This window comes from Pontibacterium sinense (assembly GCF_015209595.1).
GTDB classification, from domain to species: domain Bacteria; phylum Pseudomonadota; class Gammaproteobacteria; order Pseudomonadales; family Balneatricaceae; genus Pontibacterium; species Pontibacterium sinense.
This window is the reverse complement of sequence record NZ_JADEYS010000008.1, coordinates 25,276-48,203: the sequence shown is the minus strand read 5'-3', so window position 1 is coordinate 48,203 and position 22,928 is coordinate 25,276. Positions and strand designations below refer to the sequence as shown.

The 22,928-nt window shown below is 51.7% G+C and carries 21 protein-coding genes; 4 read left to right on the top strand and 17 right to left on the bottom strand.

What is annotated here, in order from left to right; all coding sequences use genetic code 11:
* Window positions 1-5: 5 nt before the first annotated feature.
* Window positions 6-3,302, bottom strand: a complete 3,297-nt coding sequence (gene recC, locus IOQ59_RS09490) for an exodeoxyribonuclease V subunit gamma (protein WP_193953048.1) — start codon at window positions 3,300-3,302, stop codon at window positions 6-8.
* A 189-nt stretch (window positions 3,303-3,491) separates the two neighbouring features.
* Between recC and IOQ59_RS09485 the strand changes: the two genes are divergently transcribed.
* Window positions 3,492-3,704 (top strand): hypothetical protein, encoded by a 213-nt coding sequence (locus tag IOQ59_RS09485; protein WP_193953047.1) that lies wholly within the window; start codon window positions 3,492-3,494, stop codon window positions 3,702-3,704.
* Here IOQ59_RS09485 and IOQ59_RS09480 read toward each other — a convergent pair.
* The 5 genes from IOQ59_RS09480 to ttcA all read right to left on the bottom strand — a co-directional run bounded on the left by IOQ59_RS09480 (window position 3,701) and on the right by ttcA (window position 7,446).
* Window positions 3,701-3,919, bottom strand: a complete 219-nt coding sequence (locus IOQ59_RS09480) for a hypothetical protein (protein WP_193953046.1) — start codon at window positions 3,917-3,919, stop codon at window positions 3,701-3,703. The two genes, IOQ59_RS09485 and IOQ59_RS09480, sit on opposite strands and share 4 nt — an antisense overlap.
* Before the next feature lie 61 nt (window positions 3,920-3,980).
* The gene (locus tag IOQ59_RS09475) at window positions 3,981-4,829 is read right to left on the bottom strand and encodes an Nmad3 family putative nucleotide modification protein (RefSeq protein WP_193953045.1); all 849 of its coding nucleotides are present in this window, start codon (window positions 4,827-4,829) and stop codon (window positions 3,981-3,983) included.
* Window positions 4,830-4,869: 40 nt separating this feature from the next.
* Window positions 4,870-5,274 carry a GFA family protein gene (locus IOQ59_RS09470; protein ID WP_193953044.1) on the bottom strand — a complete coding sequence of 135 codons (405 nt, stop codon included), beginning with the start codon at window positions 5,272-5,274 and terminating at the stop codon, window positions 4,870-4,872.
* Between the two features lie 24 nt (window positions 5,275-5,298).
* Complete coding sequence (locus IOQ59_RS09465) at window positions 5,299-6,477, bottom strand: MFS transporter (RefSeq protein WP_193953043.1); 1,179 nt, start codon at window positions 6,475-6,477, stop codon at window positions 5,299-5,301.
* 54 nt (window positions 6,478-6,531) lie between these two features.
* Entirely contained in the window at window positions 6,532-7,446 is a 915-nt protein-coding gene (gene ttcA, locus IOQ59_RS09460) for a tRNA 2-thiocytidine(32) synthetase TtcA (RefSeq protein ID WP_193953042.1), read from the bottom strand.
* Window positions 7,447-7,638: 192 nt separating this feature from the next.
* Here ttcA and IOQ59_RS09455 point away from each other — a divergent pair, with 192 nt between their 5' ends.
* Complete coding sequence (locus tag IOQ59_RS09455) at window positions 7,639-9,435, top strand: SulP family inorganic anion transporter (RefSeq protein ID WP_193953041.1); 1,797 nt, start codon at window positions 7,639-7,641, stop codon at window positions 9,433-9,435.
* A 10-nt stretch (window positions 9,436-9,445) separates the two neighbouring features.
* On the opposite strand, the gene IOQ59_RS09450 is transcribed toward IOQ59_RS09455, so the two are convergent.
* From IOQ59_RS09450 to recQ, 3 genes are read right to left on the bottom strand one after another with little or no spacing between them, the layout of a single operon-like run.
* On the bottom strand, window positions 9,446-10,231 hold the full coding sequence (locus IOQ59_RS09450) for a hypothetical protein (protein ID WP_193953040.1): 786 nt from the start codon (window positions 10,229-10,231) through the stop codon (window positions 9,446-9,448).
* A gap of 54 nt (window positions 10,232-10,285) precedes the next feature.
* Window positions 10,286-10,717 carry a YqaA family protein gene (locus IOQ59_RS09445; RefSeq protein ID WP_193953039.1) on the bottom strand — a complete coding sequence of 144 codons (432 nt, stop codon included), beginning with the start codon at window positions 10,715-10,717 and terminating at the stop codon, window positions 10,286-10,288.
* Window positions 10,718-10,727: 10 nt separating this feature from the next.
* Complete coding sequence (gene recQ, locus IOQ59_RS09440; RefSeq protein ID WP_193953038.1) at window positions 10,728-12,848, bottom strand: DNA helicase RecQ; 2,121 nt, start codon at window positions 12,846-12,848, stop codon at window positions 10,728-10,730.
* 141 nt (window positions 12,849-12,989) lie between these two features.
* Here recQ and IOQ59_RS09435 point away from each other — a divergent pair, with 141 nt between their 5' ends.
* Window positions 12,990-13,577: a UPF0149 family protein gene (locus tag IOQ59_RS09435; RefSeq protein ID WP_193953037.1), complete on the top strand. Its 588-nt coding sequence runs from the start codon at window positions 12,990-12,992 to the stop codon at window positions 13,575-13,577.
* Between the two features lie 83 nt (window positions 13,578-13,660).
* Here IOQ59_RS09435 and IOQ59_RS09430 read toward each other — a convergent pair whose 3' ends face one another.
* The 4 genes from IOQ59_RS09430 to IOQ59_RS09415 form a co-directional block, all read right to left on the bottom strand.
* Complete coding sequence (locus tag IOQ59_RS09430) at window positions 13,661-14,125, bottom strand: outer membrane lipoprotein (RefSeq protein WP_193953036.1); 465 nt, start codon at window positions 14,123-14,125, stop codon at window positions 13,661-13,663.
* A gap of 13 nt (window positions 14,126-14,138) precedes the next feature.
* Entirely contained in the window at window positions 14,139-15,257 is a 1,119-nt protein-coding gene (locus IOQ59_RS09425) for a phospholipase D-like domain-containing protein (protein ID WP_193953035.1), read from the bottom strand.
* Window positions 15,258-15,287: 30 nt separating this feature from the next.
* Window positions 15,288-17,081: an ABC transporter ATP-binding protein gene (locus IOQ59_RS09420; RefSeq protein ID WP_193953034.1), complete on the bottom strand. Its 1,794-nt coding sequence runs from the start codon at window positions 17,079-17,081 to the stop codon at window positions 15,288-15,290.
* A gap of 182 nt (window positions 17,082-17,263) precedes the next feature.
* On the bottom strand, window positions 17,264-17,896 hold the full coding sequence (locus tag IOQ59_RS09415; protein WP_193953033.1) for a PilZ domain-containing protein: 633 nt from the start codon (window positions 17,894-17,896) through the stop codon (window positions 17,264-17,266).
* A gap of 541 nt (window positions 17,897-18,437) precedes the next feature.
* Here IOQ59_RS09415 and IOQ59_RS09410 point away from each other — a divergent pair.
* Window positions 18,438-18,995: an NUDIX domain-containing protein gene (locus IOQ59_RS09410; RefSeq protein ID WP_193953032.1), complete on the top strand. Its 558-nt coding sequence runs from the start codon at window positions 18,438-18,440 to the stop codon at window positions 18,993-18,995.
* 60 nt (window positions 18,996-19,055) lie between these two features.
* Here the strand turns inward: IOQ59_RS09410 and IOQ59_RS09405 are convergent, their stop codons facing one another.
* Genes IOQ59_RS09405 through IOQ59_RS09390 form a run of 4 tightly spaced genes read right to left on the bottom strand, consistent with a single transcriptional unit; the run spans window position 19,056 to window position 22,896 of the window.
* Window positions 19,056-19,985, bottom strand: a complete 930-nt coding sequence (locus IOQ59_RS09405) for a LysR family transcriptional regulator (RefSeq protein ID WP_193953031.1) — start codon at window positions 19,983-19,985, stop codon at window positions 19,056-19,058.
* A gap of 42 nt (window positions 19,986-20,027) precedes the next feature.
* Window positions 20,028-21,206, bottom strand: a complete 1,179-nt coding sequence (locus IOQ59_RS09400) for a M20 aminoacylase family protein (protein WP_193953030.1) — start codon at window positions 21,204-21,206, stop codon at window positions 20,028-20,030.
* Between the two features lie 23 nt (window positions 21,207-21,229).
* On the bottom strand, window positions 21,230-22,114 hold the full coding sequence (locus IOQ59_RS09395) for a VOC family protein (protein ID WP_193953029.1): 885 nt from the start codon (window positions 22,112-22,114) through the stop codon (window positions 21,230-21,232).
* A 20-nt stretch (window positions 22,115-22,134) separates the two neighbouring features.
* Entirely contained in the window at window positions 22,135-22,896 is a 762-nt protein-coding gene (locus tag IOQ59_RS09390; RefSeq protein WP_193953028.1) for a serine acetyltransferase domain-containing protein, read from the bottom strand.
* Between the last annotated feature and the right edge of the window lie 32 nt (window positions 22,897-22,928).

The following is a 22,928-nucleotide window of genomic DNA, read 5'->3' as shown; positions in this document are numbered from 1 at the left end:
TTGCCTTACTCCTTACCTTCTTCCAGCCACGGCAGCATCGGGGCTAACACCTGCTCCGTCAGCGGCACTAAACCCGGCTCAAATGCGCTGTATTGTGGATAAACCCGGCGCAGGTACGGATCTTCAATCGCTCCGTAGCTGTTAAAACCACCTTCAAAACGGGTCTGCGCGGCAACTCGCGCCCGGTCTTCACCTTTCTCCAGCACCGACAGATACGCCCAGCCGACACCCGGCTCAAACGCCAGAGGGCGTTGCAGACCTTCCAGATACAGATTTACTAACACTTCCAGCTTTTGCGTGGCCTCATCACGACTCAGCGGATGAAAGGTCAGCTGTGCCGACAATCCTCGATGAATGGTGGCCTGCGTATCGCCAAAACAGGCGCAGGCACACAGATGTTCGATCCAGCCAAACAAACGATCGTAACCCTGCACTTGCGCCGGACGATAGCGCAGCAGTGTGGAACCGTGCCAACCGTCTTGCCATCCGGTCAGCCGTAGTTTGGTTAAATTCGGGAACTTGATGCGGATCTCGCGGCGACGCGCCGTTTCCGTCATCAGCGGTTCCAGTTTCTCCGCCAGCTCTGAACAATCTTTACGTACCTTGTTCAAGCTTTGATAACCACTCTGCCCGACCGGCAGCAGCCCTTCCGCCTGAATCCAGGCATCCACCTGATCCAGAGACTCACCGGCCAGCGCCGTTGCCAGATACCGCTGTTTCAGCTGGTAATCATCCAGCCCTTCCACCTTAAACGGCTCATCATCTTCGGCACCTGATTCACGGGTTTCAAAGTGCACTTTTAAGCGCTGGGTGAAAAAATAGCGACTCGGATTACGGAAGAAACGCAGCAGATCAGACAATTCCAACTCAGTCGGCGTATCTGATTCCAAGGGTGCAGATACAAAACTCGCCGGGGTTTGCTGCTCAGCGGCAGCCGCCACCAGCCATTCAGAGGCATAACTGAAGTAATCCGAATCCACACTAAAATAGTCACGACTGAACGGTGCCAACGGATGCTCGGTCAAAAGCGCGGTTTTCAGCGCTTCGGCGCTGCTGTCCATATCCAGATCAACGTTATGCGGCATCACATAGGCCTGCGCCAGATACTCCACCAGCTCACTCACCAGAACAGACGGCACTTTTTCCGTGTTGTCATGAATTGAGCGGGCAACATAGCTGACATAGAGCTTTTCCCGCGCTGAAAGCACCGCTTCAAGGAACAGATAACGGTCATCATCACGGCGGGAACGATCCCCCCGGCGTACCTGATCGGCCATCAGATCAAAGCCAATCGGCGGCATAGTGCGGGGGTAATCGCCATCGTTCATACCCAGCAGGCAAACCACGTTGAATGGAATCGAGCGCATCGGCATCAAGGTACAAAAGTTCACCGCCCCCACCATAAACCGCTGACTGGACCGGGCGCTGTCTAAGCCGTTGTTTAGGTAATCACACAACACCTCAATCGATAGGGGCGCGCTCCATCCCGCATCGCTAATCTGTTCCTGCAGCTGGGCCAGTACCTTACGCACCTGATCCAACGCGACTTCATCTAATTCATCCGGCTGATAGCTGCGTACCAGCAGCTCATTGATCAGCTCAATCCAGCTCTCAGGTGTCTGTTCACCCTTAAAACGTTCGGTACAAAAGCCAAGCAGATCAACAAAATCCGCCAGTTTACCCAGCAGATCGGCTTCCAGCCCCTCGACCTCACCATAGGGTGCGATACCCGACCAGAGGTCGTCACTGTCACCCAATGCGTAACCGGCCAGCATACGCTGCAAACCAAACTGCCAGCTGTTCTGCTCAAACTCCGGCAGATCCCATTGGCTGCGTTGATTGCTGTCCAATCCCCAGCGGATGTTCACCTCTGCCACCCAGTGACGAATCCGGTGAAAACCCTCCTGATCAAGCCCGAAGCAACGCATCACGGCGGGGACTTCCAATAATTCCAGTACTTCAGAGACGGTCAGACGGCTATTCGCCAGTGCGATGAAACGCAGGAAGCTCTGCAACAGCGGGTTTTCCTGCTGTGCAGAACGGTCAGAAATAGAGAACGGGATATAACGATCCGGCGGCGCATTGCCAAATATCGCATCCACGTAGGGTGCGTAGGTTGCCACATCCGGCATCATCACAATCACATCACGTGGCGACAACTCAGGTTGAGCCTGAAACATCGCCAGCAGCTGATCGTGTAGCACCTCCACTTCCCGCATTGGGCTATGACAACCATGCAACTGAATCGAAGTATCGTCTGCATTGATTGGCGTTTTATGAACACTCTGCTGGAAACCATCCGGCTGAGTTGGGAAACGTGCCCGATCATCCAGATCCAGAATATCCGCCTGCATCTGGTGCAACAGACTGTCACGGTCGATATCGGCAAACGCTTCAATCTCCGGTGCTTTAAGCTCTTGCAACTGCACCAGATAATCACGACCCAGCTTGCCCATCGATGCCAGTAGAGGATTACCATGCTCGAAGTAGTTGCCCAGATCTGTACCCGGCTTATCAAACCAGCTGCGGTTAAGACGGGCGATCTGCCCCTGATCCAGAATCTCACCCCAGTAGTAACGACATGGGTTGGTAACCATCAGGTGTACATCGATCTTTTGCCCCATCGCATTCAGGGCTTCAAGGTAGTTTTGCGGTAACGCGGAGATACCAAAGACAAACAACCGCGTGGGTAACCCCGCCTGACCACGGGCTCTGCCTAATGCCGAGACAAATTCAGAGAACATATTGGCACGATGCCAATGAGCCTGGCCAGAATCACGTGTCCGTTCTACCAGCGCACGCCACAGCACCGGTTGCCATGGCTGGGTCTCAGCGGCCAGCTGACCACCCTGCTCCCAGTCCGCTATCCAATCCGGGCGATACACCAAATATTGGTCAAACGTATCAGCGATTTTGCCGCACAACTGGTAGAGCTTAAAGTTCCCCTGATCCGCCGCCAGATAACGTTGCAGATCACTGAATTCCGGCTGGTCTAACTCAGAAGGCAGCAGCTCCATCAACTTCCAGGTCATCGCCTCTTTATTAAACGCCGAACGTTCAGGCACCCCCTCCAATACCTCAGAAAAACTCTTCCAGAGGAAGGACGCCGGTAGCGGAAAATCAACGCTCGCGGCAATGCCCTGCGCTTGTGCCAGTTCCAGCTTCAGCCACTGTGCCATACCCGGGCTTTGCACCAGAATAGTTTCCTGTGCAAACGGATCGGTCAGCGGGTCCAGCCGGATCAGCTCAACCAGCAGATCCTTAAGCACATCCAGTGCATTCGAGTGATATATGCGAAACATGTCCTATTCCTGATCAGACCGCTTTAGGCATCACCGCCACGGTTTTCAACGTGCGTCTGTTGTACGAGATGGATTCGATAAGATGCTGTTTAGATTACCTTATCCCACCATTCACCGACACTGTCATACAACTGTCTTGGTGCTGTGAAATATTGCACCGGCAATTTAAACAGAGCCGTAAGATGAGTGATGAAAATTCAGTGTGTTGAAGTGATTGATTGCACCCACAGCGATGACTGGCGCATCCCTGCTAATAAAGATAGTCAGCGGCAATCAACTGATGGGATTCCCGCATACATTGGATTCGTTGAGTCGACAGATGAAGCGGTTTACGTGGAGCCGTACCGCTTTAAAAGCGGTATTACCGACAAGACAACATCCGGCCGGGGAAAGAACAACTAAGGCGTCGTTCCGGTAGGTGGCGCATTGGTCGCATCTTGTGCGGGAGGTAGCTCAGCGAAGCCTTCTTTGATACACCAGTAACTGCGGCCCTGCTCAACCCGCACAACACCATCAAAGCGTTGTTGCAGATATTCAACCGCCTCTTCCAGCGTATCGATATCACAGAGGATTACACCGCCACGTTCGTTCTCAGTCGCAAATAGGTAACTTTTCATGCATCCCCCTAAAATTAGGCGCTAATGATGACGAGATGGGGTGGATGGGGTCAAGTCTAATTTAGCGCCTTTCAATGGATAGAAACAACTGGCTGAGCCAGTCATTCACCGCAGGCTGCTTGTCCAGATCCAATACAAACTCCTGCCCACGGGCCGCAGCCTTCAATTGCACGTCATGCTCTCGCCGATTCCAGCGCCAAGGTTGGCGGTGATAACTCAGCCCGTCAGCAAAATCATCGGGATAGAAGACATCCGGCAGCGTCCACTGGGTGCGATTTTCGCCCGGGGTGGTGAGTTGCAGCTGCTCGTCATACGCTGGAAACATCCCATACCCCGCGTGTTGCAGCACCTCACCGGCAATGGACAGCTGAGGTGACGGCAGGTAGAGGGTGTTGAAGGCGTAATCCTTTTGCATATGGGGATGATTAGCCAACAGCGGATACTGCTCAAGCACCTCCGGGGAGGGATGAATAATCTCACCGACCTGCATCCAGCCATGGATCAGGTGAATATCTGGGGCACCTTTAACGAACTGCATCCGGCCTTTCACCCGTTCAGTCTGTCGATACCAACCGAAGAACAGAAATAGATCCCCGACACCCACGCCTTCGTGCTCCAGGTGTCGCTGGGCTGAGCCAAACTGACCAAACGCGGGCAACCAGCTCTCCGTATCAACAATTAAGGATGGATCGATATCCGGGTCCAGATGACAGCCGCTGCGCCACTGTTTACCGCCGAGCTGCTTAATCAGACTGGACAGACTCTGCTTACCCGCTATGAGATGGGAGTATTGAGTGGTCGCGTCATCCTGGGGAATGGGTAACGAGAGCAAACGACCATCAGGCAGGATAGGACTGGGGAGCCCACCTGCACTGGAGTCGGTGCCTTTACGGCTTAGGATTAACTTCATGACACTTCAGAGCTTTAACGAAGAGTGGTGAATTGGAACGCTATTCGGGTACACCGTCAATGTGAGGTGCATTCAATGCATCGTCATACCATTTAGCGCGTTCATCCCAGCAGATATTACTCTGCGGTGCGATGTTAGCCTGACTATCCAAACTTCCCGCCGGTACAACCAACAACTTCTCTTTTCCTGACAGACGCGGCATGGCAGACCCACACTCGACGCAAAATGCATGGGCCATTGAGCACCCCGGTACATCAAAGCGCTTTACGAACGCATACCCACGCAGCCAGATGATATTGTCATGCACTGTGAATAGATTGGATGCATGCGCACTGCCAGTGACTTTCTGACAGAGCTCACAATGACACAAGTGAAACTGAGTGAATTGATTCTCACAGTGAAACTTAACTTTGCCGCACAAACAGCTGCCGGTAATTTTAGCCATGTTGTTCTCCCTCTCACCCCGCGCTTAGCTGACCGCGGAAACGGTTGCTTTCGCTTTCTTATCCATTAAGTACACCACAGCCACGGCCCAGAGTACTACTGGCAACATCATCCAGTTCATCGTAAACCAACCCAAAGCGTCTTCCAGCCAGCCGGATGTCAACGCGGATAACGTTACAACACCAAACACCAGAAACTCATTGGCGGCCTGTGATTTGGCTTTCTCAGCCGGTTTATAGGTGCCTGTCAGCAACTGGGTTGCCGGAATAAACATGAAGTTCCAGCCCACACCCAACAGCAACAACGCCGCAAAGAAATGCCATTCACTGGTGCCTGTCATATTAATCGCGATACAACCCATAATCAGCACGGCACCGCTATAGATCATCGGTTTAATGCCAAAACGATTAACGAGTGATCCAGTAAAAAACGAGGGTAAAAACATACCTAAAACGTGCCATTCGATTACGTTGGCAACCGAACCAAAACTATAACCACAGCGCTGCATAGCCAGCGGCGTGGCGGTCATCAGCAGGTTCATCACTGCATAGCCCACCATTGCGGCAACAACAGCACCGATAAAGTTGGGCTGGCTGATGATCTCAGCGATCGGACGCGCCTCACCGTGATGTTCATCGGCACTCACTGGCGGAATACGGATCAGGCTGAGTAAGAGCAACGCAATGATGTACAACCCTAACAGACCGATAAACGCGCCCTGAAACGGGATGTCTTCGACCCAGCCCTGACTGGATACCGCCAGTGCAGGTCCGGCGACCGCCGCCAATACACCACCGGCCATGACCATGGAGATCGCGCGGTTCTTCTGATCGGGAGCACAGACTTCGACGGCGGCAAAGCGATACAAGGTGCCAAACCCGATACCGATACCCAGTAGGAAGGTACCCAAACAGAAGAGATCAAACTGATTGCCATCTAAGGCGAAGATACAGGTGAACGCACCCGCAATTCCGATGGTGGTACCGAGATAGAAACCGTTCTTACGTCCGATTCGCTTCATCACCAGCGATGCAGGAATGGTCGCAGCCATCAGACCAACAAACTGCATCGCAACCGGCAAGGTGATGAGTGCCGCACTTGGCGCCATATCACGGCCAATCAAAGCCGTGACAGACACTAACAGGATGTTCCCTGTGGTCAGTAATGCTTGACACAGGGATAGCAGAACAACGTTCATGTTCACAACGTACTACCTCGTTGAAATCCGTTTCCTTAAGAGGGAGGTAGGAAACGGGTATTACAGTGCCAGGATATCAATCATCTCTGGCATCTTTTCCGCCTGCGGCTGCTCAGGATCGAAGTGATTAGTCACACTATCACCGGCGATACCATGCGCGTAACCCTTCTGCAGTTCTTTGAAGTTGAACAGATTTGTATCGGCCAGATGGGAAGGCACTACGTTTTGCAGCGAACGGAACATGGTTTCGATGCGACCCGGATTAGACTTATCCCAACCGTTCAGCATCTCTTTGATCACCTGACGCTGCAGGTTTTCCTGCGAACCACACAGGTTGCACGGAATGATCGGGAACTGCTTCAGGTCACCATACTCAGCAATATCTTTCTCACGGGCATAGGCCAGTGGGCGAATCACCATGTTTTTGCCGTCATCGGATACCAGCTTAGGTGGCATCGACTTCAGTTTTCCGCCGTAGAACATGTTCAGGAAGAAGGTTTCCAGAATGTCGTCACGGTGATGGCCCAGCGCGATCTTCGTCGCACCAATTTCTTCAGCAAAACCATAGAGCGTACCACGACGTAAACGGGAGCAAAGCGCGCAGGTGGTTTTACCTTCCGGCACCACTTCTTTCACGATGGAATAGGTATCGCGCTCAACGATGTGGAACTCCACACCGATCGATTCCAGGTATTCCGGCAGGATATGTTCAGGGAAACCCGGCTGCTTCTGATCCAGGTTCACCGCCACAATATCAAAATGAATCGGCGCACTTTTCTGCAGGTTCAGCAGGATATCCAGCATGGCATAGGAGTCTTTACCGCCGGACAGGCATACCATCACCTTGTCGCCATCTTCAATCATATTGAAGTCTTCGATAGCACGGCCCACTTCACGGCGCAGACGTTTCTGCAGCTTGTTCGTGCGGACTTTAATTTTCTTTTCAGGTGATTCTACAGCGGCGGATTCAGTCATGGTCTGGAATTCGGGAACATTCAACAATTTAGAAGGCGCGGATTATAGCGCAGTTCCGCGCTTCCAGCGACGAAAGTATTGAGTGTTTTTTAACCACTCTACCCGCTATTCCGGTTAACCTGATATTATCTCTGGCGCCCAGAGCTCTATTCTCCTCCGAATTAAATCAGCACCCATCTCAGGACACCCCACATGCAGCAAGAAGAGACTCAGCAGACCAGACACGTACTTAGCTTTTTACGTGCATGGATGCCCTTTCTGATCTGGGGACAAGAGCTGACACCTCACACAATAAAAGCAGATTTAATGGCCGGCCTGACTGGCGCAATTGTTGTGCTTCCTCAAGGTGTTGCCTACGCGCTGATTGCCGGCTTGCCCCCCGAGTACGGCCTCTACACCGCCATTATCACACCGGTTATTGCCGGATTGTTTGGCTCTTCACTGCACCTGATTTCAGGGCCGACCGCGGCGATTTCCATTGTAGTACTCAGTGTTGTCAGCAGTGTCATTCCACCCGACACCCACGCCTTTATCCCGGCAGTGATGACCTTAACCTTGCTGGCGGGCTTGATTCAGCTTGGGCTGGGGCTCGCACGTATGGGGACGCTGGTTAACTTTATCTCTCATACTGTCGTCATTGGCTTTACTGCAGGTGCCGCCATCCTGATTGCAACCAGCCAGATGAAATACATATTGGGGATTCAAATCGACTCTGGCTCATCGTTTGTGGACACCTGGCATACCCTGATCAGCCAGTTGAATACGACGAATCTCTATTCTCTGGGGATTGCACTGGCCACAATTCTAACCATCCAGTGTGTCCGAATAATTAACCCCAAAATTCCGGCGATGCTGGTTGGGATGGCTGCTGGCAGTTTTTTATGCTGGTTGCTTCAGGGAGACCAGCACAACGTACCTTTAGTGGGCGCACTGCCGGGCACCCTACCTCAGTTTGCACTGCCTGACCTGTCTATCGATACCATCAGCGCCCTGCTGCCCGGAGCGATTGCTGTCGCCATTTTAGGACTGGTAGAAGCGGTATCGATCGCCCGCGCCATTGCGATCCGTTCCGGGCAGCGTATTGAAGGTAATCAGGAATTTTTAGGCCAGGGTTTATCGAATATCGTTGGCAGTTTCTTCTCGTGTTACGCCGGTTCGGGTTCTTTCACCCGCAGCGGCGTGAACTACGACTCCGGTGCCCAAACCCCGCTTGCGGGAATTTCAGCGGCAGCAATACTGGTGCTCATTTTACTGCTGCTACCCGATATTACCGCCTATCTGCCGATGCCTGCGATGGCAGGTGCTATCCTGCTGATCTCCTGGAATCTGATCGACAGCCATCACATCGCACAGATTTTGCAGAGCAGTAAACAGGAAGCCGCCATTCTGCTGATTACCTTCCTCTCAACCCTGTTTTTGGAGTTGGAATTCGCCATCTATCTGGGCGTACTGGTATCACTGGTGTTGTACTTAAAACGTACATCACGCCCTAAATTGACCGAAGTCGCCCCACTGTCATTTGCCTATGGCACCGAACTGCGTGCGATTAAACGTTTCAAACTGGCATCCTGCCCGGGTATTAAAATTCTGCGTATCGATGGTTCAATTTTCTTTGGCGCGGTGGATCACATTCAGCGCAGTATCCACCAGCTTCCGCTCACCTATCCACAGAGCAAACAGATACTGATTCACTGTACCGGCATCAACTTTATCGACGTATCGGGTGCGGAGATGTTATTGCAGGAGTCGGAGCGGCTCAAAAAGGCAGGTTATCAGCTCAGCTTTTGCTCGTTAAAAAACTATGTCCTGGATGAGCTTAAAGCTAACGGTTATCTGGAAAAAATCGGCCAGGACGCGTTTTTCCCCACCGTAGATATCGCACTGGAAACACTGGTTGAGCAAGTCGAACAACACACTGAACGGTGCAATGAATGTCCAAAACATGTGTTTATACAATGCCCTCGTCTCCTTGAGACAAAGACACTGTAATAGGAACGGGTTAGCGATTACGCCAATTAATCTCGTGCGCAGTCTGAGGGCCCACGATCACCTGCTTCAGGCTATTGGGCATCAGAGCAATACCTCCTCTCACCATCATACGCCCGCCCATCACTTCAGCGGCTTTCTGTGGTATCAAAGGCTCCTGATGAGGGGCTGCATAACCCTCTGGCCAAAGCGGTAAACTGGTTTTCATATCATATTTATCCGTGGCTCCTAATGTGTGCATTAGTTCGTGGATCGCCACCATATTATTGCGCCCCTGATAGTCCACACTGGCAAAACCGTTGACTAAACCAATCATGCCTTTCTGCAAACCCAGCGAATGCTCTAAAATATTACGATTCGCCGGCGAAAACAGGCGCATATAGATGCGAATGTCCGGCTCAGGCCCCTCCCAGTTATCGTTCTGCCATGACCAGAAGCGCATCTTCAGACTCCAGAGCACATTCATTAACAGACTGGGATTTTCCGGTACGGCCGGGGGGTGTGACCGAACCAACGGTGCCAGTTTCACTTCCAATGGCTGATCGATCTGAATGCCATACCGCTTAGCTTCGCGCTGCATAAAGACCTCCATATCCTCGAAGTGCTCTTCGCTCAACGCAGAAATATACTGACGGGTATCGATACGGTCATCCGCATTGATGGGGTAAATCACCACCCAAAGCGGCTCTTCCCAATCCGTTACCCGGACAATGGAAAGCCATGTATTGAGGGAGATCCCCAGCAACAGTAGGAGCAAAATGGTAATACGAAGCTTACGGAAGGTATCGCTGTTCATCATAGAGGCATCATCCGTGTCAGCGCGAAGGGACTTACTCAAGCACCTTAGTCAGTATTAGCCCACCACGGCAATTAATACCAGATAGCGAGCGGCCTTACCCAATAAAATCATAAGCATAGACAACCAGAACCGGCCACGCAGCCAACCGGCAATAAAACACAGAGGATCACCCACCAACGGTAGCCAGGATAGCAGCAATGCCAGAGGACCCCATTGTTCCAACCAACGTTGAGCACGCAGATGCTGGGGTTTATCAAAGGTTTTAAGGGGATAACGGGTCGCCAACCACCAACCCATCAGGAAGGTAATCATGCCACCCAATGCATTACCGGATGTGACCGCAATAAACAGAGGAAATTCCGCAAACTGACCTTGATAGAGCATGTAACTGAACAGGGCTTCTGAGCCACCGGGCAGTAGCGTGGCAGAGACTAAACCACTGATAAACAATCCCAGCAGAGTCGCTTCAGCGCCCAGCTCCATCATCGGTCAGAGATCAAAGTTGCAGACCCGCTTTCACGCAACGCAGTACACCCATCTCATAGGCGCCCGCCAGTGCATCAAAGACCGGCTTTAACGCATTACCGTATTCGCGCTGGCATTCATGGATAACCTGCTCGATATGACGCACTTCAGCGTCTGGCAGCTCAACCACATCATTCATCTCAAGCTGACCGTGGCTGATACCGTGGGCCAGATGGTTATAGATTACTTTGGCAGATAGCTTTTGCTGCAACGCCACCTGATCGGTGGTCATGCCACTGCGGAACAGCATGATCGATTGCTCAACCTGCGAATCCAGATCAGCCTCATCAGCGGTTTCATGCTCTTCGATCACACTAATAAACTGATTACCGTAAAGATCCAGTTTCCGCTGCCCCACACCATTCAGACGCTTGAACTGATCATGGCTGAGCGGACGGTACATCACCATTTCCATCAACGTTGCGTCGTGGAAAATCACGTACGGCGGCACACCATTTTCGTCGGCCAGCTCTTTGCGTTTCGCTTTCAGTGCGTTCCAGAGCGCAAAATCTTCCGCTTCCAGCTTATTCTGCGGCACCTGACTACGGCGATATTGCGTTTGTTTACGCTGGTCTTTACGCAGTTCCAGGGATTCTGCGCCTTTTAGTACCGGGCGACACTTCTCGGTCAGCTGTAGTACACCGTGGCCTTCCGCATCCACACTCAGGTAACCACGCGCGACAAGTTGGCGGAACACGGATCGCCACTGTTTTTTATCCAGCTCTTTGCCGATACCAAACGTAGTCAACTTATCGTGACCCAGCTGTACCACCCGTTCAGGACGGTTACCGATTAAGGTTTCGATCACATAAGTCACACCGTAGCGCTGCCCAGTGCGGAAGACCGCAGACAATGCTTTGCGCGCCGCTTCCGTACCATCCCAGACCGGCACCGGCTCCAGACAGGTATCGCAGTTGCCACACGCAGCATGTTCGTTTTCACCAAAGTACGCCAACAGTGCCTGACGGCGACAACTGGTGATTTCGCACAATCCCAGCATCGCCTCCAGTTTCTGCCGTTCAACCTGCTTATGCATATCACTGGCTTGTGATCCCGCCAGCATCTGGCGCAGAAAGATCACATCCTGCAATCCATACACCATCCAGGCATCGGCAGGCTGACCATCACGCCCGGCACGACCGGTTTCCTGATAGTAGGCTTCCACACTTTTTGGCAGATCCAGGTGAGCAACAAAGCGTACGTTGGGTTTATCAATCCCCATACCGAAGGCAACGGTCGCGACCATAATTACTCCCTCTTCCGTCAGGAAGCGGTGCTGATTATGGTTACGCAGATCAGGCGACAAACCCGCATGGTAAGGCAAAGCGTCATAGCCTTTTTCACACAACCACTCGGCGGTTTCCTCCACCCGTTTACGGGACAGGCAATACACCACCCCCGCATCTTTCGGGTGTTCATCTTTAAGGAATTTCAGCAGTTGCTCTTTGGCGCGATCTTTCTGGCCAATGCGATAACGAATATTCGGTCGGTCAAAGCCGCGCACAAAGCGCTCAGCATCGGTCAACTCAAGACGGTTGATAATTTCCTGCCGGGTACGCTCATCGGCAGTAGCAGTCAGTGCAATACGCGGCACACCGGGGAATCGTTCCCGCAGTTTAAACAGCTGCAGGTATTCCGGGCGGAAATCATGCCCCCACTGGGAGACACAGTGGGCTTCATCAATGGCAAACAGGGCGATCTGACACTCGGACAACAGATCCAGTGTCCGTGCCTGTAGCAAACGTTCAGGCGCAATATAGAGCAGATCCATCCCACCGGCACGCAGTTGGTGCTCGGTCTCGGCAATCACCGAGTAATCGAGGGAGGAGTTGAGGCAACACGCACGGATACCCCACTGGGACAACGCCGAGACCTGATCCTGCATCAATGCGATCAGCGGTGAGACGATCACCGCTACACCCGGCCGGATCAGCGCAGGCAGTTGATAACACAGCGATTTACCGCCGCCCGTTGGCATAACCACGAGCGAATCCTGCCCATTAAGCAGGGTTTCGATCACCTCTGCTTGCGGGGTGCGAAACTGCTCATAGCCAAATACGTCTTGCAGAAGTTGCTGTGCCCTTTCCATCATGGGGCGGCATTATCCGTGAAGCACGCTTCGCTGTCATCCGTGATTAGAGTCAGAACACAGTTTTATTTATCCAAATAAAGCTGCTATTCCGAGGTTTTCCCGCTAGAATCCCACCTGTTAATCACCTGACGGGATGTTGCAATGAACGCACTGACTCACGCTGAACTGTCCGACGCTGAACTGGACGAACTGGAGGACTTCCTCTATTCCGATGCTGTTTCTGAAGATTCTCTGGATCTGGTCGGCGTACATGGTCTGTTCACGGCCTGCAACATCAGCCCAAAAGCAGTTACCGAGCAGGAGTGGAGCGAGCTGGTATTTGACGGCGAGCCACTGTGGAACTCTCAGGATCAACATGACCGCATTATGGAAATGCTGCGTCGTCTGTACCAGATGATCAACAGCAACCTGTACAGCGATCAGGAGATTGATCTGCCGTGCGAACTGACGCTGGTGCCGGAAGAAGATGAAGAGATCGCCAGCCTGACATGGTGGTCACAGGCCTTCATGGAAGGTGTTTTCATGAATGAAGAAGCGTGGTTTGGTCATCAGGCTGAAGAGACCGTTGCCGAGCTGATGCTGCCGATGATGGTTGCTTCCGAGCTGTTTCTGGAAGACAAAGATATGGCGACTATGCGCAAAGACGCCAAACTGAGTGAAGAGATGGCGGGCCAGATCCCTGATCTGCTGATTGATCTTTACCTGCTGTTCCACGCGCCGAAGAAGTAAATATCAACGCGCATCAAACATAAAAAAGGCCCGCTACGCAGCGGGCCTTTTTTATGTCTCAACGTTATCGACGAATGTGCGCCTCAATAGACAACACGCACCGTACCGTTACGATCTAACACCCGTACCTGATCACCCGGACGGAAAAACTCCTTGTTGCTCACTTCCTGAACCACGGAGATGATTTCACCGGATTCCATCTGAATGGTCAGCTCCTGTCCTTGCGCACGAGTTGCGGATTCTTCGATCTTATTGCCGACGATCCCGCCTGCGACAGCACCAATAACTGCAGAAATATTACTGCCTCTGCCACCACCAATCGTGCTACCGGCAATGCCCCCCACGATAGCGCCTGCTGCGCTACCAATCGGTCCATCTGTACGACCTTCAATCACTACGGGAGTCATCGACTCAACCGTTCCGTAACGGACATATTGCACTTTACGCGCGTCATCACGGGAATAGGTGCTGCCGCTAAGATCATTTGCACAACCGGCCAGCAATGACACGCTTAGTACTGCGGAAAGCAATACACCTATCTTTTTCATACCCAATTCCTCATTAACGAATTTTCAGCGCCAGCTTCGCCAGCCATGCCCAGACATATTCATGCATTTTCTGATGCCAGGGACGCTTTGACCATGCGTCGTACGTCACTTCGTAACAGTGATGCATATCATCCCGCAATACCTGCCCGACTTGTACCACAAAGGCCGAATCTTCGACCTCTATATTAGCTTCTAAGTTCCAGCGTAAGTTCCAATGATCCAGATTGCAGGAGCCCACACTGCTCCAGTCATCAACAACCGCCGCTTTCGCATGCAAAAAACGCGGCTGATATTCGTATATTCTAACCCCAGCCTTAAGTAGTGCGCGATAATAACGCTTTGACGCGTGAAATACCCAAGGTTGATCGGTATAAGGACCGGCGATAACCAGCCGTACATCAACACCGCGACGTGCCGCGCGACGCAGAGCACTGCGCACAGAAAACGATGGCAGAAAGTAAGCGGTCATCAACCAGACACGTGTCTGGGCACGATTGACCCGATGCAGAAAGCTGACTTTGATATCTTGCTGATACATGCCCTGTATGGTGGTCACACGTACCTTAGTATCACCCACCGGAGGCATCGTTTCCGGTGCCGATGGCAGCTTTTGATAGGAGCAACGCTCCCACAACGCATTATATACGTTGAGCAAATCCACCACTGCCGGGCCTTCCACCCGGCTCATCAATTCATGCCACGGGCTGCCTTTCGCATCTGACAACCAATACACATCACTTAAGCCTGTCCCCCCCACAAACGCGACCTGCTGGTCCACAATCAGCAATTTCCGGTGATCGCGGGCAAAGTTGCGGGTCAGCTTAGTGGCATGCAGAGGGTTATACACGATGATCTGCACGCCTTCGGATTGCAGGCGCTTACGGTCGTTCTGATTAAATTTGAGGGCCCCGAAGCCATCGATGATCATCCGCACCATCACACCACGTTTGACCGCGGCAATCATCTCCTCAATAAAGCGGGTGGTGATGGTACCCGATGCCACCAAATAGAACTCCAGCAGCAAACTGTGGCGTGCTTTTCGCATCTCTTCCAGCATCACTGGGAAAAAGACTTCCCCATCGACCATCAGATCGATCTGGTTCCCCTCACGCCACTGAAAACGTTTTCGCATAATCTCTCTTTAATCCGGGAGAGACATCACTTAGTGCTGATGTTCCCCATACAGTCGTGCATATAAGCCGTCCATATCCAATAACTCTTCGTGACCGCCCTGCTCAGCTATCTGGCCGTCTTCGAAAACGTAAACATGGTCTGCCTGTTTAACCGCACTCAGGCGGTGGGCAACGATGATGGTGGTGCGTCCCTGCAAGAAGGTTTGTAGCGCCTGATGCAACGCGAACTCGGTTTCGGTATCCAGTGCCGAAGTCGCCTCATCCAGTATCACCACTTTAGGGTCGGACAGAACCATGCGGGCGATTGCCAAACGTTGACGCTGACCACCGGACAGCCGAATCCCCTGTCGACCAACACGGGTTTCCAATCCTGCTTCTTGTTCTGCAACAAAGCTATCCAATTGCGCGACTTTCAACGCATGCCACAATTGATGATCGCTGTAGTCCCTGCCCATCATAAGGTTGCTTCGAACGGTGCCATTAAACAACGCGGGCTGTTGCAATACCGTTGCAAGGTGTTCGCGAACACGCTCCAGACCGATCTTTTCTACCGGTACACCATCAAATAACACCCTCCCCTGCTGGGCGGGATATAAACCCAGTAGAACTTGTACCAGTGTGGACTTACCGCCCCCGCTCGCCCCTACCAGGGCAATTTTCTGACCGGCCTCAATATCCAGTGTAATCCCCTTCAGAACTTCCTGATCCGGGTAGTAGCCAAAATGCACATTTTCCATCTGCAACGAGACGGTTCGCTTACCCACAAACGGATTAACCTGCTCTTCGAAATACGGCTCCTCTTTCAGGTCCAGCAGACGATTAATACGACTCAGTGCCGCACGCGCGCCATAGAAAGAGTACTGAATGCCAAGTACCTCCTGAACCGGTCCCATCATGAACCAGAGGTAACCAAATACCGCCATCATCTCACCGATAGTGAGACCGGAAAAAACCACCATCAGCATGGATAATGCACGAAACAGGTCGAAACCAACCAAAAAAACCACAAAGCTGAAACGTGTGGCGGCATCACTTTTCCACTCGAACGCGGTCGAACGGTCACGCACATGGCGGGCTTCATCAACCAGCCGGCTGAGGTAATGCTTCTCACGGTTGGCTGCGCGGATCTGGTGAATGGCATCCAGTGTTTCGGTTAATGCGCCCTGGAACACTTCAAAGGCTTGGTTCTCGTCCTTTTTCAGATGCTTAACTTTTTTACCAATCACCATCGTGACATAAATCACCACCGGATTAAGAAACAAGATAAACAGCGCCAATTGCCAGTGCATCCAAAGCAGGATTACCGCAGTGCCCAAAATCGACAGTACCGCGACCAGCAGACGGCTCACCGAGCTGCCGACAAAGCGGTCTACCGTATCCAAATCAGTAACAAAGTGAGACGCCACAGCGCCACTGCCCAGTGTTTCGTACTCCGCCATCGAGATCCGCTTTAAGCGCTCCAACAAACCACTGCGCATACGAAAAATGACATCTTTGGAAATATGGGTGAACTGTCGCGCCTGCCAGACATTGAGCACCAATGCGATACTGCGCAGAATCACTGTAATCAGCAGCACCCCACCGATATATAACGCGGGCCCATGCCAGCTATCCGGTACCATCGGGTTGATCGTTTCAACGATAACACCCGGCTGATCCAGCAATACCTCATCCACCAGCAACGGCATTAATAACGGCAACGGTACTGAAGCCACTGTCGCCACCAGTGCGATCAGATTTGCCAGTACTAACTGTCGTTTATGCTCCAGCGCTACATCAAAAATGTAACGCCAGCTGTAATGTTCTACCCGGTCCTGCGCCATATACTTCCTGTCCTTTAACACCCGTCCAAAGATCTTTCTGACGATTTATACGCAGATAAAGATCAACGGGATTTACCGCGAATATGTCTATTCAGTTTAGTTTACAACGGCTTGACGACCTGTGCCCGCTTGGGAACAGGTCATGACAGAAGACCACAGATAACGACGGGAATGGAACAGTATCAGTACAGGCGCAACAGGTTGATATACTCAGCGACAGATTCCGCACCCGACCTGAACTCCACACCAACCCGGACCTGATGGTGCTCATCATCATTGATCAGCGATACAACCTTACCCTGCAGTTGGCGATAGGAGTCATCATGAGGAAACAGTACTTCGAAATTCAACGGCTTATCATGTATCTGCAGGTCACGGACTTCTGCAATGGTCGTGTCATCGGATAACGTTAGCTGGCAACCGCAGGAACTGATGTCTGAAATCTTGCCATCTGCACTGGCACAGTGACCGTGTAAATACGCACAAAGAGCACAGCTGAAACGGTGTTCATGACGCTGATACTGACGGTAGATCTCCCGTGGCGCCGTGTACACCTGTAACCGGGCACGCTGTTCTGACACTTCCAGCACTCGGGTTTCGCAGGAATACACCACTCCGCGATCAATGGTGCGGATCAGCAGCGTTTGGTTAAATTTGAAGTAAGTATTGCGTAAGGCCGCAATATCCCTCGGACTACTCTGATCTTCCGGCATATCAGACACACTGGGTAAACGATCCACAACCAGCACATCGCCCACCGCTTCAACCAGTGGTGAGAGAAATTTTAGCTTTCCATCCCGTGAGAGTACTTGCACAACTATCCCTGCGCTTAATCTTGGCAAGTGATGAACCGAGCTTTCGTTGATCTGTTCCATCACATTCACTCCAGCCCATATCTACAACCAGGCGGTTTCTTGTAGGCTTTAGGGACCAGCGAAGTCGTTTCGTACTTATTCGCTGGTCCCTTAGGTTTAGCAACTGCCGATTGTAAACAATGGAACTATCTTGCTGTTTACCTTGTACTTTTTTGACAATACACGGATACAAAGCAGGGATACTCAATGCGTTATCACGACCTATTTTTTGATCAGATACTGTGTATAACCATCGATACGCTTTATATTTCAGTGAGATAACCTGCCTGATACGCGAATAGATATACGTGAACAAGCAACTATCTATTCACGGCCTCTTTGATCTTCTATTTTTCACTATTGTCCTAATCGTCTGAATATTTCATGAATCTCTATGCGAGAATGTCTACACATAAGGCTCAGCGTGCCAAAATCTACATCCAAAAAATAACGCAAAATCCCATCACTTCCGTTACCCAGACCATTGTTAAAGGGAATGCCAATGAACGATTATAAAAACCCGTGGAAAACGTTGAGTCAGGAAGACCAGTACGATAATCCGTGGATCAATGTCTGTGAGCATCAGGTGGTTAATCCGGCGGGCGGCAACGGGATATACGGCGTTGTCACGTTCAAGAACGAAGCGGTGGGAGTGATCCCGGTTGATGACGAAGGTTATACGTGGCTGGTCGGTCAGTGGCGCTATGCGCTCAATGAATACTCATGGGAGATTCCTGAAGGTGGCAGCCCGCTTGGAGAAGATCCACTAGACTGTGCGCGGCGTGAGCTTAAGGAAGAGACCGGTCTTATCGCTGAGCATTACCAACCTCTGCTGACGATGCACCCTTCAAATTCCGTGTGTAACGAAATTGCCTACCTGTTTGTCGCCAAAGGTCTACGACAAGAAGATCACGAACACGAAGATACGGAAGACATTACCATCCGCCGCTTACGGTTAGACGATGCGATTCAGATGGTCCTGGATGGCGAAATTACGGATTCGCTGAGTGTTGCGGGATTGATGAAGCTGGCGCTTCAGCGGGATAAGTTTGGAGTTTAGATAATCCGGTCATACCCAGGATCTCGACTCAACTAAAATAACCCTGCACGCCCCAAAAATTCATTTATCGTCAGGAGAGTAGTTCTTAAACGCACGCATCCAGGACATCAGATGCTGTAATAAGCGGTGTGCCCCCTCAGGCAGCTGACGACCCAACCGCGTTATCATGTGAGCTTCTCCACTGGCCAGAATAGGATGATCCACCGGGATAGCCACCACCTGACCATCTTCAATCTCTCGCGAGACAACAAACTCAGGCAGAAAGGTAATTCCCATATTGGAGCGCACAAAGTGTTTGAGTACGGCAATTGAATCAGTTGTCAGCATCGGCTTAAAACGTACACGATCCTGAAATTCAGCCATCGCTAACAGCTGACGCACCCCAAAGTGACTTTCCGGCAAAGCGACTGGATATTCTAACAGAGACTCCAGTGACACCGCGCCATCCAGCACAACCAGCGGGTGTTCGGGTGGGACAATGACACAAATCGGTTGGCAGCTAACCACTTGCGAGCGAATATTGGGGTGATTGGTGGGGTGAAATAATAACCCTATATGTGCTTCATCCTGCTCCACCAAACGGATCACTTCGTTGGATCCCCCCATGTTGATGGACAGTGTTAACGATGGATAGAGGCGATTAAACTCAGGCAGCGGCCCTGACATCAGATCTCCGACAAAACCTTCACCCACGGCCAGCTTGATATGTCCCCGTTGCAGCCCCTGCAATGCTTGAAGCTTGGCGATGCATTCTTCCTCACAGGAGAGCGATTCCCGGTAGTAACGCAGCAGAATATCACCGGCTTCGGTCGGCGTTACCCCCTTACGATGGCGCTCGATGAGTATCGCGGCCAACTCTTCTTCAAGCAGGGCGATCTGTCGACTGACAGCAGAAGGTGCGACGTTGAGTTTATCTGCCGCCGCTCGAACCGAGCCCATCGTGACAGCCTCATAGAGGTAGGCAACTCTCTTTTCGTTAATGTCTTTCATCGCAATTCAAACCTTCTGCCGCCATATTCTAAGCGCTAAGCTCTAATCGTTAAGAGGCAACTGTGACTGTACCAAAGTCACCCAATAACTCGCGCCTAACGGCAATATATCGTCGTTGAAATCATAATAGGGATTGTGCAAACCCCGGCCACCCTCACTGGTACCGTTGCCAATCCAGATATAGGCTCCAGGTCTCTCTTTCAGCATAAAGGCAAAATCCTCCGCCCCCATACTCGGCGGTAAATTCAATTGCACAGCCTCCTCACCCACCAGAGAAGCTGAAACCTCCGCACAAATAGAAGCATGCTCCGGGACATTTACCGTAGACGGGTAGATGGAGCGATAATCCAATTCACCCTCGGCGCCATACGCCCGGCAAATATTCTCAACGTGATGACGTATACGCGTTTCGATCTGCGACTGGACCTCTGAGGTGAATGTACGGCAGGTTCCGGACAATGTGACGCTATCGGGCACCACATTATAGGCATCCCCACCGTGCATCTGAGTCACGCTCACCACACCGGACTCCAATGGGCTCAGCGTGCGTCCAACAATACTTTGCAGTGAACTGATCAACTGACCAGCCACCACCACCGGATCGATCCCCATATGAGGCATTCCGCCATGGCAGCCTTTACCGGTGATCTGGATATCAAACACATCCATCGCCGCCATCACCGGCCCTTGATGTACGGCAAACTGACCCGCCTCTAAACCCGGCCAGTTGTGCATGCCATACACTGCATCTACCGGGAACCGCTCGAACAGCCCCTCTTCACACATCACCCGGGCTCCGGCTTCACCCTCTTCGGCAGGCTGAAAGATAAATACCACGCTACCCGAGAAATCACGATGTTCTGACAAGTATTTTGCCGCCCCCAACAACATGGCAGTATGACCGTCATGGCCACAACCATGCATTTTTCCATCATGTGTTGAGCAATGGGTAAAGGTGTTGAGTTCCTGTAGATTGAGAGCGTCCATATCCGCTCGCAACCCTATACTGCCGCTTCCTGGCTGATTTCCCTGCAAGGTAGCGACAACACCCGTCGTGGCCATACCGCGATCAACGTTCAAACCAAAGCTTTCCAGCAGTTCGGCTACCACAGCCGCCGTGCGGTGTTCTTCAAATGCAGTTTCAGGATGCGCATGCAGATCACGCCGCCAGCGACGCATAGCCTGATGTAACTCGCCTTCCTGTCGGATTAGTTCCGTCATTGTGTCACTCTTTGTTCCCGCTATTACGCCGGATAAATTTCTATAATAGTGTTACCCGCATAGTACGCAGGAATACGCAGACCACCGTCTGTTGTTTCGACATAATCCACGTTCTGGGTATCCAGATGTGATTTCGCTTGCTCAATAGAACAGGTACTCACCCGGATAGCTACCCCACTCGGCAACTGATTGTGTGTCACCGGCACATCAACACCTGTAAAGCGTGTCTGGGCACGAGCAGGGCTTAGCACTTCAAAAATACCGCGATCTGTCTGAGCTTTAAGGTAACCCGCCCCAACCGTTATCGCTTCTTGTCCATAGATCCCGGCAAAACGTTCAACCAGCTCAGCCGGATCTTCAGCGACATAACTCACCGCTGTGATGGCATTCGCGCCGTTGGGGTGAGTCATCCAATCCTCTACCCATACGAGATGAGGCTTATGTTGATGACAGAAAAAATGCGAAATGGATGGATGCTCATCGTTGATCAACATCACCAACGAAACCACAGCCTCCTCTTCACTGCCATCAGGGCGATGAGCGATCCGACGAAAATCAACGATACCTTGATTGGCAACGGATCGCTGCTCCATCAACTGATGATCTTTACGCGCATCCTCGCTATGTAGCGCCACAAGAGAGATGCCTTCTTTTCGTTCGATGGAGTCGCTAATGAAGCGCCCGAACGCAAACCCTTTTTCGTTGGTCAGGTCTAGTTTGCTGTCGTCATAAATACTGATCAGTTCAATGAAGTTTTCCGGGAACATCAACAGATGATTGTCGGTTCCCCATGGATGATGGTGCCGTGGATTGATAAAAAAACCCAAGCGCGCAAAATCCTCACACGCTTTATCCATATCACGCACAGCAACAAGGGGATGATCGATGCCCAAATGGTTTGTAGTCATAACATGTGTACCTAAACTTTTCACGCAACGCGCTGATTGAGAGCCGTCGCCAGCGGGCCAGCGACCGTGGTTTGGGGAGCGACCGGTTTTACAACCACCGCACCACCCGCAATCTTCGCGCCCTCTCCAATTTCGATATTGCCGAAGATCACCGCACCCGATCCGATAAAGGCACCTTTTCGTACTTTCGGGTGCCGGTCACCTTCACCTTTGCCTGTTCCACCAAGGGTCACGCTCTGAAACAGGGTGACATCATCTTCAACAACCGCGGTTTCACCAATCACAATCCCCACGGCATGATCCAGAAAAATCCCAGCGCCAATTTTGGCTGCCGGATGGATATCCACACCGAATGCAGACACCACTTTGCCCTGAATGAAATTGGCCACTGGACGCTGATCGCTCATCCAGAAATAGTGAGCGAACCGGTAACATTGCAGTGCCTGATAACCGCCAAAATACAAAACCGGCGTGTAGTGATCCTTGATAGAAGCATTGCTTTGTAACTGACACAGCAGGTCTTTTAATGCGGCCTGTTCAATCGCAGGATCTTTCTTCAATACCCCTTGCAGATAACACTGCCAGTGGTTTACATGTTCAGGCGTATCCGCCAGCTTTTCGGCCAGAATGTAGGCCAATGCTTCACCAAAGCAGGTGTGATCAAGTAAATTTCGGATGTAGAAATCGGCCAGCAACGGGAACTCATCGGCGGCCGTACGTGCTTCCTGCCAGATAATCGGCCATAAGTTTTCAACATCTATTTCACGATGAAACTCAGTCATCTATCTATCCTCCGCTAAAAAAGCCGCCCCCT